Raw genomic sequence first — 12,195 nt, 5'->3', positions numbered from 1 at the left:
GTGCATGTGTTGCGTTTGAAACCGCGCATCAGATGATCGGTTCGGAGCGGGCCTGCCGAGAAGGCCCCCCGAGGGGCCCTGCGGACCGGGACCGTCGGGGCCCCAACCCCGCCGGTCGGAGCCTCGACCCCGCCGGTCGGGACCTCAGCCCCGCGGGGCGTCGGCCGGGTCCGCCGCCTCCACCGGCACGTCCGGGTGCCGGAACCAGGAGCCGTCGACCGCCCACTGGACCAGCATCAGCACCACGCCGAGCAGCAGCGCGCCGATGCCGATCACGGTCACCCCGCCGGTCTCCCCGAACAGCGGCAGGTCGATCGAGGTCGAACCGTAGTCCGGGTCGGCGTAGACGTCGAAGGCCCCGTAGCAGAAGAAGTACAGCAGCATCAGGCCGCCGAGCAGCGGCATCAGGCCCTTGAAGACGAAGTCCCGCACACTCCGGGTGAGCACCCTGCGGTAGTACCAGACGCAGGCGAAGCCGGTCAGGCCGTAGTAGAACGCGATGGCCAGGCCCACCGAGGCGATCGAGTCGGCGAGCACGTTCCCGCTGATCGCGGTGAGCAGCACGTAGAACGCGATCGACGCCAGGCCCATGGCGACCGTGGACCAGGTCGGGGTGCGGTGGCGCGGGTGCACCCGGGCGAACTGGCGGGGGACGGCCCGGTGCGCGGCCATCGAGAAGGTGGTCCGGGCGGTCGGCAGGATGGTGGTCTGGGTCGAGGCCGCGGAGGAGGTCAGCACCATGAAGATCAGGAGTTTGGTCAGGAACCAGCCGAGGCCCGCGCTGCCGAACACCGCGCCGCCGAGCGAGGACAGCACGTCCCCCGCGTTGTCCTCGTTGCCCAGTCCGATGCCCTCCGTCCCGATGCCCGCGAAGGCCTGCGCCGAGGTGGAGACCAGGGCGTAGATGAGCAGCAGCAGGACGGTGGAGAGGACGGCGGCCCGCCCCGGGGTGCGCGCCGCGTCCGCGGTCTCCTCGTTCACGGACACGGCGGTGTCCCAGCCCCAGTAGATGAAGACGGCGGCCAGGATGCCGGCGGTGAAGGCCGTCGTGGAGGTCACCTCGAAGGGGTTGAACCACGATCCGCTGATGTGGATCGCCGTGTCCGGCGGGTGGTCCCCGTACACCTTGACCAGGGCCGTGACGGAGAGCAGCACCAGCATCACGATCTCGATGCACAGCAGCCAGCGCTGCAGGGCGGCCGAGATCTCGATGCCGACGTAGCAGATCGCCGTCATCACGATGATCCAGACCACCCCGGCGATCGTGGTCCAGACGGTGTTCTCGGCCAGGCCGTCGAAGCCGAACAGCCGGAAGCCGTAGACGCCGGCGATCTGGGCGAGGTTCGCCATCACGATGATGTCCGCGATCACGATGCCCCAGCCGCCCATCCACCCCGTGCGCGGCCCGAAGGCCCGCGCGCCCCAGGTGAAGGTGGTGCCGCAGTCCGGGTCGGAGGCGTTGAGCTCCTTGTACGCGTACGCGATCAGCAGCATCGGGACGAAGGCGAGCACGGTGATGATCGGCGCCTGCAGACCGACCCCGACCACGATGATGCCGAGCGTGGCGGCCAGGCTGTAGGCCGGGGCGGTGCTCGCCAGGCCGATGGCCACCGAGGAGACCAGGCCGAGGGCGCCGGTCTTCAGGCCCTTCTCACCGGCACGGGAGCTGACGACAGTGGGTGCGGCGGGCGGCGGAGTGTGTCCGCCGTGGGGTTCCGGCACGGTTCCCACCCCCTGATCCTGCACGCAGAGGTACTTACGGGGTCGATGAGATCAGCGTACGCCCGGGAGCCGTTCCTATCCTGGCCGGTGACCGCCCGGTCACGGTCAGCGGTGCTCGGGGTTCTCGAAGTCGAAGCGGCAGCCCGCGTCCCACTCGGAGCGCTGGTTGCCGTGGGCCGGGATCCCGCCCGCGTCCTTGATCATCCGGGCGAGGTGGAGCAGGTTCCAGGTCATGAAGGTGGCGTTGCGGTTGGTGAAGTCGTTCTCCGGCCCGCCCGAACCCGCGTCCAGGTAGGACGGCCCCGGCCCGGCCTCCCCCACCCACCCCGCGTCGGCCTGCGGCGGGATCACGTACCCGAGGTGCTGGAGGCTGTAGAGCACGTTCATCGCGCAGTGCTTCGCGCCGTCCTCGTTCCCGGTGATCAGGCAGCCGCCGACGCGGCCGTAGTACGCGTACTGGCCGTGCTCGTTCAGGATCGACGAGCAGGCGTACAGCCGCTCGATCACCTGCTTCATCACCGAGGAGTTGTCGCCGAGCCAGACCGGCCCGGCCAGCACCAGGATGTCGGCGGCCATCACCCGGCTGTAGAGCACCGGCCAGTCGTCGGTCTCCCAGCCGTGCTCGGTCATGTCCGGCCAGACCCCGGTGGCGAGGTCGTGGTCGACCGCGCGGACCACGTCCACCCGCACGCCCTGGCGCTCCAGGATCCCGGTGCTGACGTCGATCAGCCCCTGGGTGTGGCTGCGTTCGGGCGAGCGCTTGAGCGTGCAGTTGATCACCATGGCGGTCAGATCGTCGTACCGGGCGGGCGAGGGGGACATCGGCGGCCTCTCCAGGTCCTTCGACGGGTCGGGTCACCCACCACTCCACCCCGGGCCCGCGCCGCCCGCCCGCCGGGATCCGCCGACCGGGCCCGCCTCACTCCGCCCCGGACGACCCCGGCGCCGGCCCCGACTCCGACGCCGGGCCCGGCTGCGGTACCGGCCCCGACTCCGGCACCGGCTCAGGTGCCGCCACCGGGACCGGGGTGACCAGCATCCGCCCGGCCAGCGCGGTGCCCGCCGTGACGGCGGCGAGGGTGGCGTCGAACAGCGGCCGGATGTTGCGCTGGTGCCAGAGCGACAGGGTGGCGGCCCAGGCGGCCTCCCTGGCCCGGGCGGTCGAGAACGCCCCCACCAGGTGGCGCAGCGGCTCGGCCGCCCCGGCGGCGACCCCGGCGATCCGCTGCTCGAACCCGGCCCGCTCCTCTGCCTCCGCCCGCACCAGCAGTTCGCCGACCAGGACGTAGTCCTCCTGCACCGGCGGGGTGTCGGGCGTGGTGCGGCGCTCGATGCAGGTCTCGACGACGGCGAGCGGCAGGTCGTGGCAGAGGTGGGCGTTGGTCCCGGCGAAGGCGAACTGCACCGGCCACACTCTCCGGTCGTCCCGGGCGTCGATCAGCGGCTGCCAGGCGTCGCCGACCTCCCGTCCCTCTTCGGCGGCGTCCAGCACGTCGAAGTACTGGTTGGCGAGCAGCACCCCGAGCCGCTCGACGAACGCCGGGTCCCGGACCTCGCCGGCCGCGATCCGTCGCTCCACCAGCGCGGCGATCCGCAGATGCATCCGGTTGAAGCAGGCGATCCCGTCCCCGGGGTCCAGCCGCGCCCCGATCGCCCGCATCCGCTCGACGACCTCGTCGACGCTCTGCGCGGGCCTGGCGTGTGACTGAGCCATGGGGGCGGTCCTTCCGTCGCGGTTCTCCGGCTGTCACCTATACACACCGTCACCGCCCCGGATCCGCCGCCCCGGTGGACGCCCCACCACCGTCACCCGTTCCGATCAGTCGGCCCGCCCGGTGAGCCCGCCCGGTGAGCCTGCCGCCGCCCCCGTCAGCTGGCCGCTTCGTCCGCCGCCGCGAGCAGGCCGGTGAGGGTCGCGGTCAGGATGCGGGCCAGCCGGGGTTCGACCTCGACGACGGCGTGGGCGAGGCGGGGGTCGCCGCGGTAGAGGGCGGCGACCTCGGGGCCGGGGTTGGCGATCTGCCAGAGCGCACCGGCGAGCGAGACGGCGGTGGCGACGAGGTCGGTGACGGCCCGGTCGTCCAGGGCCGGCAGCCGGTCGCGGACGGCCGCCGTGATCGGCCCCCGGGCGGCGAGGGTGGCGAGCTTGAAGTCGCGGACGGCGTCCAGGGAGACGTTGCGCTCGAGGTTGAGCGGGGCGTGGGCGAGCAGGTCGCAGAACGGCCCGCGGGCGGCGAGGGTGGCGGCGAAGGCCCGCGCCACCGGGGCCGGGCCCGGTTCGGCGGTGTCGCGCAGGCGGGCGGACAGCGCGCGGGACCACTCGTCCCAGCCCTCCGCCGTCAGGCGCAGGAAGATCTCCTCGCGCGTCTCGAAGTAGCGCAGCAGCGCGGACTTGTGCATCCCCACCGCGGCGGCGATGTCCGTCAGCGACACCTCCCTGATGCCGCGCTCGCGGCCGAGGGATCGCGCCGCCTCCAGGATCGCGGCCTCGCGCTGTCGCTTGGCCTCGGGCGAGCGGGCGCGCTGGAACTCCGGTGCAGTCACCCGCCCATCGTAGCGCAACGCCGTTGCACTATTAGCGCAACAGTGTTTTACTAACGGCATGGACAGCAAGGACAGCAAGGTCTGGTTCATCACCGGCAGCTCCCGCGGCTTCGGCCGCACCCTCGCCCGCGCGGCCCTGGAGGCCGGCCACCGGGTCGCCGCCACCGCCCGCCGCCCCGAGCAACTCGCCGACCTCGCCGAGGAGTTCGGCGAGCGGATCCGGCCGATCGCGCTCGACGTCACCGACCCGGCGGCCGCCCGGGCGGCGCTCGCCGAGGCCCACAGCCGCTTCGGCCGGATCGACGTACTGGTCAACAACGCCGGCTACGCCAATGTCTCGCCGATCGAGACCACCGAGCACGCCGACTTCCGGGCCCAGTTCGAGACCAACTTCTGGGGCGTCTACCACGTCACCAAGGCCGCGATCCCGCTGCTGCGGGAGCAGCGGAGCGGGCTGGTGATCCAGTTCTCCTCCGTCGGCGGCCGGGTCGGCGGGTCCCCCGGGATCGCCTCCTACCAGGCCGCCAAGTTCGCCATCGACGGGTTCAGCCGCGTCCTGCGCGCCGAGACCGCGCCGTTCGGGGTGAAGGTGCTGGTGGTCGAACCCAGCGGCTTCCGCACCGACTGGGCCGGCTCCTCGATGACCGTCCACGACGTCCCGGCCGCCTACGAGGAAACGGTCGGCGCCGTCAACGCCCGACTGCGGCAGGGCGGCGACGGCGCTGCGGGCGACCCGGTCCGCGCGGCCGGGATCCTGGTCCGGATGGCCGACCGCCGCGACATCCCGGACCACCTGCCGCTCGGGGTCAACGCGGTCGAGTACTCCCTCGCCCAGGACCGCCGGCTCCTCGCCGAGGACACCAGGTGGCGCGAGGTCGCCCGCTCCGCCGACTTCGCCGAGCCCTACCCGGTCGCCTTCCCGCCCGACGCGGCGGCCTGACCGCCCGCCGGCGGGCCGATGCAAGGGACCGGACGTGGAACGGCCCCGGCCGGGGAGCGGAGAGAGCTCCTCGGCCGGGGCCGGGTCGTGCCGCCGGGCGGGCCGCCCGGCGGGTCGGCTACTGCTTCGAGGCCACCGACACGTAGTCCACCCGCATCGGGTGGCCCGGCTCGGTGGCCGGGGTGACGGAGCTGCCGAAGGCGGCCGGGAGGTTGCCGCCGACGGCGACGTTGAGGATGAGGAACAGGCCCCGGCCGACGGCCCGGTCCCAGGTCGCGCGGTCCATCTGCGCGGCCGTCACCCGGTGGTGCACCCGGCCGTCGAGGTACCAGCGGACCTCCTCGGCGCCCGGCTTCAGGTCGACCTCGACCGCGTAGCGGTGGAAGCCGCTGCGGCACTCGGCGCCGCAGGGCTGGTCGCCCGACCCGAGGCCGCGCGGCTCCTGGCAGGGCCCGCCGTCCAGCACGCCGCAGTGCATCGTGCCGAAGACCGAGTCCCGGCCGTTGACCTGCTCCAGGATGTCCAGCTCGCCGATGGCCGGCCAGCCGGTGTACCCGTTGCGCAGCTCGCCGCCGAGGGTCCAGAAGGCGGGCCAGTAGCCGGCGGCGGCCGGACCGGTGACGTCGGGCAGGGCGATCCCGGCCTCGATCCGCAGCACACCGCCGGGCGGCGGGGCGAGGTCGGCGCGGCGGGACTCGATCCGGCCGGAGGACCAGCGGCCCGCCGCGTCCCGGGTGGGCACGATCTCCAGCGCCCCCCGGCCGTCGAGCCGGACGTTGTCGGTCGAGTCGGTCATGGTCTCGACCTCGCCGGTCCCCCACTGCGCGGCCGGGCAGCCCGGGTAGCAGGTGCCGAGGTCGTACTGCCAGTTCGCGGCGGACGGGCGGCTGCCGGCCGCTCCGTCGAAGTCGTCGCGCAGCAGCTGGGTCCAGCCGGACGCGTCCGGCGCCGGGGAAGTGCTGCTAGCGGTACCGGCGGCGGCGCGCGGCGGCAGGGCGCCCGCGTCCGTCAACACCCGCTCCAGGCGCGGCGTCAGGACGACGGCCGCGACATTGGTCAGATGGGTGTCGTCGCGGTAGAGCAGGATGCGCTCCAGGACGGCCGGGCAACTCCGGCCGCTGCCCGGGCAGATGACGTCGTTGACCGACACCGCGCGCACGCCCGGGATCCGGCCGGCCGCGATCTCGTCCGCGAGCGGGTCCGCCCAGAGCGCCTTGTCGCGCGGGAACTCGCAGGCCGCCGGGTCGTCGGTGTGGCCGGAGACGCAGGCCGGCACGTCCGTCCCGGGAATCGGGGTGTCGCGCAAGTAGACGATCGGGACGCCGAGTTCACGCAGCGGGGCGAGGGTCTTCGCCCAGCCCTGGAGCACCGTCTCGCGGTCGTCGGTGTACCGGTTGAGGGTGGAGACCACGATCAGCCGGGGCTTGGGGCCCTCGGCCAGCCGGGTCAGGGCGTTCGCCCGCCAGGTGTCGCACTCCCGGTAGGTCCGGCCCAACTGCGGGTTCACCACCGAGAGTTCCGGCAGCGGGCAGCCCTGCTTGACCAACTCCTCCAGTTCCCAGCGCCGTTCGGCGGCGAGGGCGAGCAGCGAGGAGAACCACTGGCCGGCGTGCGAGTCGCCGAGCAGCACGATCCGGTCCGGGCTGCCGACCACGCCGAAGCGGCAGTCGGGGCTGGTGGTGGCCGCCGGGTCGACCTCGCACTCTCCGTCCGGCGGGAAGTCCTTGCGCGCCTGGACGGCGTCCGGCACCACCGCCGGACCGCCCTTGGCCGGGGCCGCGGTGCGCACCAGCAGCGAGGTGCCGTCCGGCGAACCGGGCGGCAGCCCCTGGAGGTCGACCGGCGCCGCCGGGCCGAGCAGCCGCAGCGTCCCGGTGCCGACGACCAGCGCCAGCACCACCGGGATGACCACCGCGGCGAGCCCGAGGGACAGCCCCCGGCGCGGGAGTTCGGAGAGGGTGCGGCTGAGCCGCAGCGGCTGCTCGACCCACCGCATCACGGCCGCAGCGGGCAGCGCCGAGGCGGCGGTGAGCGCCACCTTCACCGGCCAGTCCAGCGGGCCGAACTTCGCGCCCACCAGGACCAGCACCGGCCAGTGCCACAGGTAGAGGTTGTAGGAGAGCCGCCCGATCGCGCGCGGGACCCGCAGGCCGAGGACGCGGTCCACGCCGTAGCCGGGCGCCGCGCTCCCCTCCCGCCCCGGCGTACCGGCCAGGATGACGGCCGCCGTGCCCAGGGTCGGCACCAGCGCGGCCCAGCCCGGGTACGGGGTGCCGCTGTCGTACGCCAGCACGCACCACACCACGGCCGCCGCACCGCCCCAGCCCACCACCGCCCGCAGCGGGCGCGGCCCGCGCAGCAGGTGCCAGGGCAGCAGGGCCAGCAGCGCGCCGACCCCGAACTGCCAGACCCTGGAGGGAGTTCCGAGGTAGGCGAGCGAGACGGAGTCGTGCGTCCAGCGCAGCGAGAGCGCGAAGGATCCGACGGTCAGCACGGCGGCCAGCGCCGCCGCGACCGGCCGCACCGCCCGCCCGCGCCCGTCCGCCCGGCCGCGCCGCGCCACCCGCAGCACCAGGTAGGCGGTGAGGGCCAGCAGCGGACCCCACACCAGGTAGAACTGCTCCTCCACGGCGAGCGACCAGAAGTGCAGCAGCGGGCTCTCGTCCCGCCCGGCGGCCAGGTAGTCGGTCTGCTGGGCGACGAAGCGCCAGTTGCCGACCGAGAGCGCCGCCGCGAGCACGTCGTACTCCAGGTCGGCCCGCCGCAGCGGCACCGTCAACCAGGCACCGAACAGCGCCACCGCGCCGAGCACGATCGCGGCCGAGGGCAGCAGCCGGCGGGCCCGGCGGGAGAAGAACTCGCCGAGCCGGATCCGGCCGGTGGTGGTGGCCTCGCGCAGCAGCAGGCCGGTGATCAGGTAGCCGGAGACGACGAGGAAGACGTCGACCCCGACGAAGCCGCCGGCCAGCCCGGGGACGGCGGCGTGGAAGGCGAGCACGGAGAGCACGGCCAGCGCGCGCAGGCCCTCGATGTCGGGACGGAACCCGGCCGACCGGTGCGCCCGGCCCGGGGCATCGGAACCCCGGGAGAGAGCGCGGCCGAAGCGGCCGCCGCGACCGGCGTCACCGGCGCGACCGCCGGCGGTCCGCTGGCTCGGGATGGTGAAGGCGTCCGGCGCGAGCTCGGGCACAAGGGTCGACGGTTCCGGCAGTGACGAGTCGGGAGGTGACGACTTCGGAGGTGATGACTTGGGAGGTGACGACTTGGGAGGTGACGACATGGAAGAAGGCGACCTTTCAACCCAGCCAGGGCAGCATCGGCCGGACCCAGCCGGACGCGAGCAGAGCGGTGAGCACGAGCGTGGCGGTGGCGGCCAGCCCCTCCGGCCAGCGGCGGGGCAGCATGCCTGACCGGGGCGCCTTCGGCCCGGCTGTGACGTCGTCGCGGCGGGCGGTGCCGCGCACCTCGCCGACGAGGTCGCGGATCAGCGGCAGACCGATCTGCGCCTGCACCGCGAGGTAGAGCCCGAGACCCCAGTTGGGGGCCCATCCGTACTGCGAGACGGCCAGGCCGAGGCCGACGGCGGCGGCCCCGAGCGAGGCGCCGAGCCAGGCCAGCGAGACCAGGACGACCTTGCGCGCCATCCCGCCGGAGCGGGACTTGCTCCGCGCCGCGGGCGCGCCGGCCCCCGTCGCGTCCGGCCCGGCCGAACCGGCGGCGCCGGTCGGCACCCAGGCCGCGCTGCGACCGCGCAGGGTGTGCCAGAAGGCGACCCCGGCGGCGACGCTCATCAGCACGTTGGAGCGGATCACCTCGATCCGCCAGCGGGTACGGCTGACCCGGGGCAGCAGCACGTGCCAGAGCCAGAGCGGCGCCAGCATCGGCAGCACGTGCCAGGGCCGGATCTGCTCCGGGTACCAGAACATCATCACCAGCGGCGGCAGTGGCGCGACGAAGATGTTCACGGCGGCGGCGAGATAGCCGACGATGCCCTCGTAGAAGCAGAGCCGCATCCTCCAGGGCGCGCCGATCCGCTTGAGCTCGGGCGAGCCGAGCAGGTGCAGATTGCCCATCGCCCAGCGGTACTGCTGGTTGACGTACGAGGCGAGGTTGTCGGGCGAGGTGCCCTTGGCGACCAGCACCGGGACGTACAGCGTCCGGTAGCCCTGGGCGTACAGGCCGAGCCCGGTGAAGAGGTCCTCGCTGTGGTCGAGCCGGGCGAACCCGCCGGCCCGGTCGATCGCGACCCGCCGGTAGACGGCGTTGCTGCCGCAGCAGATGGCGGCGTCACTGGCGTCGCGGGAGGGCTGGATCCAGCGGAAGAACCACTCCTGCGCGGCACCGGCGGCGCGCTCGATCCAGCTCATCGACTCGTCGGTGTCGAAGCACTGCGGGCTCTGGACGATGCCGATCCGCGGGTCGGCGAAGTACGGGACGAGGTGGCGCAGGAAGTCGGGCCGGGGCGCGAAGTCCGCGTCGAGGATGGCGATGAGCTCACCGGTGCTGAGCGTGAGCGCGTGGTTGAGGTTGCCGGCCTTCTTGAGGTGCCCCCGGTCTGGCCGCACCACGTACCGGTACCCGTGCGCGGCCGCCAGGTCGGCGACCTCGGTCCGGTCGGCGTCGTCGAGCACCCAGACGGTCAGCGCACCGGGCCAGTCGACCTCGGCCACCGCCCGGTAGGCGTTCTCCAGGATGTCCAGCGGCTCGCCGCAGGTCGGCAGGTAGAGGTCGACGGTCGGCAGTTCCTCCGGCGCCCACGCGTGCACCAGCACCTCGTGGGACTGCCGGGTGAGCCGCCGCTGCCGCAGGCTGTTGACCGAGGACAGCGCCAGCGCGACGACATTGAGTCCCAGCACGGCGAGGAACACCCACAGCGCTGGCGTCCGCAGCGCGAACGTGAACATCGTCCCGGCGGTGAAAACGAACGCCGCCGAACTCGCGACCAGCACCCACCGCCGCTGCGGCCCGAAGTACCAGTAGAGCTCCTGGTCGTCCGGCGGTTGCGGCAGATGCGTCGGAGGAGAGGAGGAAGAGGATGAAGTAGATGAAATGGACGTAACTTGTCGGACAGTCATATGGCCCCCACAGCCGTGTTTCTGACAGCTCCAACGGCCACAGTACCGCATTGGTATAGACCATTGATCCATCCTCCGGCGGCCGGACGTCACCTCCGCGCCACCTCACCCCCTTCCGCGAAGCAGCAGGTCACGCGGGCGTTAACACTCCTCCAACATCCGCTCCACCCGACCCTCCGGACACCCGGAAACGCCAGTGGGGCGGCAACCGGATCACCGGTTGCCGCCCCACTGTTCATGTCCGCGCCCCTACGAGGGGTCCCGCCGACGTCGATCCACCCGGATCAGACCGCCGGCACCGCCGGGACGGGGTACGTCGGGTACTCGACGCCCGAGACGTGCTGGACGACCCGGATGACCTGGCAGGAGTAGCCGAACTCGTTGTCGTACCACAGGTAGAGGATCGCGTTGTCGCCCTCGACCTTGGTGGCACCCGCGTCGACGATCGACGCGTGGCGCGAGCCGATGAAGTCGTTCGACACCGCGTCCGGGGCGGTGGTGAAGTCGATCTGGCGCTTCAGCGAGGAGGTCAGCGAGACGTTGCGGAGGTAGTCCAGCACCTCTTCGCGGTCGGTCTCGCGGGACAGCTGGAGGTTCAGGATGGCGATCGAGACGTCCGGAACCGGCACGCGGATCGAGCTGCCGGTGATCTTCGCCTTGAGGTCCGGCAGCGCCTTGGCGACGGCCGAGGCGGCACCGGTCTCGGTGATCACCATGTTCAGCGGTGCCGAGCGGCCACGACGGTCGGCCTTGTGGTAGTTGTCCAGAAGATTCTGGTCATTGGTGAACGAGTGGACGGTCTCCACGTGGCCGCGCAGCACGCCGAACTCGTCGTCCATCGCCTTCAGCGGCGGAACGATCGCGTTGGTGGTGCAGGAGGCGCAGGAGATGACCTGCTCGTCCGGCTTGATGGTGTCGTGGTTGACGCCGTGCACGATGTTGGGCACGTCGCCCTTGCCGGGGGCCGTCAGGACGACCTTCTCGATGCCCGGGCGGAGGTGGTTCGACAGGCCCTCGCGGTCCCGCCACTTGCCCGTGTTGTCGATCAGGATGGCGTCCCGGATGCCGTGGACCGTGTAGTCGATCTCGGACGGGTCATTGGCGTAGATGACCTTGATCGCGGTGCCGTTGGCGACGATCGTGCTGTTCGCCTCGTCGACCGTGATCGTGCCCTGGAACTGGCCGTGGATGGAGTCACGGCGAAGCAGCGAGGCGCGCTTCACGAGGTCCTGGTCCCCACCGCCACGGACGACGATGGCCCGCAGCCGGAGGCCGTTGCCGGAGCCGGCCTTCTCGATCAGCAGACGGGCGACCAGGCGGCCGATCCGGCCGAAGCCGTAGAGCACGACGTCACGGCCCGACTCGCGGCGCTCGAACTTGTTGGCACCGGTGGCGCCGGCGACGGCCTCCGCGGTGAACTCCTCCACCGAGAGACCGCGGCTGTCGGCGCGGTAGGTGGCGGCAAGCATGCCGAGGTCGATCTGGGAGGGGCCGAGATCCAGGGTGGTCAGCGCCTGCAGGAACGGCAGCGTCTCGGTGACCGAGAGCTCCTCGCCGGCTATCTGGCGGGCGAACCGGTGGGTCTTCAGGATGCTGACCACCGACTTGTTCACCAGGGAGCGGCTGTACAGCAGGACAGTGACGTCCCGCTCCCGGTGCAGTCGGCCGATGATCGGAATCATCGACTCCGCGATCTCCTCGCGGTTCTTCCAGTCCGTGAACACGTCGTCGTTGACAGTCACAAGTCCATCTTTCGAGCTAGGAGGGTGTTCACATGCTAACCGCGACCCGCCCCACCAGCCGAAACGGGTCCCCCCCTGGCCCGCATGACAAGAATCACACAGGGTGACAAATAGGGCAGAACGCAAAGAACCCCCGCCGGTTTCCCGACGGGGGTTCTTCACAATGATTGTT

8 protein-coding genes are annotated in these 12,195 nt (G+C 72.3%); 1 reads left to right on the top strand and 7 read right to left on the bottom strand.

Going from position 1 to position 12,195, the window contains the following annotated elements; translation table 11 throughout:
• Positions 1-144 precede the first annotated feature (144 nt).
• From BI06_RS02070 to BI06_RS02055, 4 genes are all read right to left on the bottom strand, one after another.
• Positions 145-1,731: an APC family permease gene (locus BI06_RS02070; protein WP_051740123.1), complete on the bottom strand. Its 1,587-nt coding sequence runs from the start codon at positions 1,729-1,731 to the stop codon at positions 145-147.
• A gap of 96 nt (positions 1,732-1,827) precedes the next feature.
• Positions 1,828-2,544 carry a flavodoxin family protein gene (locus BI06_RS02065; RefSeq protein ID WP_043464565.1) on the bottom strand — a complete coding sequence of 239 codons (717 nt, stop codon included), beginning with the start codon at positions 2,542-2,544 and terminating at the stop codon, positions 1,828-1,830.
• A gap of 97 nt (positions 2,545-2,641) precedes the next feature.
• Positions 2,642-3,436 (bottom strand): DUF5995 family protein, encoded by a 795-nt coding sequence (locus BI06_RS50190; protein WP_051740122.1) that lies wholly within the window; start codon positions 3,434-3,436, stop codon positions 2,642-2,644.
• A 155-nt stretch (positions 3,437-3,591) separates the two neighbouring features.
• The gene (locus BI06_RS02055) at positions 3,592-4,266 is read right to left on the bottom strand and encodes a TetR/AcrR family transcriptional regulator (RefSeq protein WP_043464562.1); all 675 of its coding nucleotides are present in this window, start codon (positions 4,264-4,266) and stop codon (positions 3,592-3,594) included.
• A gap of 58 nt (positions 4,267-4,324) precedes the next feature.
• Here BI06_RS02055 and BI06_RS02050 point away from each other — a divergent pair, with 58 nt between their 5' ends.
• On the top strand, positions 4,325-5,206 hold the full coding sequence (locus BI06_RS02050) for an SDR family NAD(P)-dependent oxidoreductase (RefSeq protein ID WP_043464559.1): 882 nt from the start codon (positions 4,325-4,327) through the stop codon (positions 5,204-5,206).
• Positions 5,207-5,324: 118 nt separating this feature from the next.
• Here BI06_RS02050 and BI06_RS02045 read toward each other — a convergent pair whose 3' ends face one another.
• The 3 genes from BI06_RS02045 to BI06_RS02035 form a co-directional block, all read right to left on the bottom strand.
• Positions 5,325-8,396: an acyltransferase family protein gene (locus BI06_RS02045; RefSeq protein ID WP_233289982.1), complete on the bottom strand. Its 3,072-nt coding sequence runs from the start codon at positions 8,394-8,396 to the stop codon at positions 5,325-5,327.
• A 106-nt stretch (positions 8,397-8,502) separates the two neighbouring features.
• Positions 8,503-10,281: a glycosyltransferase family 2 protein gene (locus BI06_RS02040; RefSeq protein ID WP_078879616.1), complete on the bottom strand. Its 1,779-nt coding sequence runs from the start codon at positions 10,279-10,281 to the stop codon at positions 8,503-8,505.
• Between the two features lie 284 nt (positions 10,282-10,565).
• Positions 10,566-12,023 (bottom strand): glyceraldehyde-3-phosphate dehydrogenase, encoded by a 1,458-nt coding sequence (locus BI06_RS02035; protein WP_030391672.1) that lies wholly within the window; start codon positions 12,021-12,023, stop codon positions 10,566-10,568.
• Positions 12,024-12,195 lie beyond the last annotated feature (172 nt).

This window comes from Kitasatospora sp. MBT66, from assembly GCF_000710405.2.
Taxonomy (GTDB): domain Bacteria; phylum Actinomycetota; class Actinomycetes; order Streptomycetales; family Streptomycetaceae; genus Kitasatospora; species Kitasatospora purpeofusca.
The sequence above is the reverse complement of the archived record's forward strand: the minus strand, read 5'-3'. Positions and strand labels throughout refer to the sequence as shown.

What these genes read in the sequence shown, in the direction of transcription:
- BI06_RS02065 (WP_043464565.1), bottom strand. Translation starts at nt 2,544, where the DNA reads ATGTCCCCCTCGCCCGCCCGGTACGACGATCTGACCGCCATGGTGATC.
- BI06_RS50190 (WP_051740122.1), bottom strand. Translation starts at nt 3,436, where the DNA reads ATGGCTCAGTCACACGCCAGGCCCGCGCAGAGCGTCGACGAGGTCGTC.
- BI06_RS02050 (WP_043464559.1), top strand. Translation starts at nt 4,325, where the DNA reads ATGGACAGCAAGGACAGCAAGGTCTGGTTCATCACCGGCAGCTCCCGC.
- BI06_RS02040 (WP_078879616.1), bottom strand. Translation starts at nt 10,281, where the DNA reads ATGACTGTCCGACAAGTTACGTCCATTTCATCTACTTCATCCTCTTCC.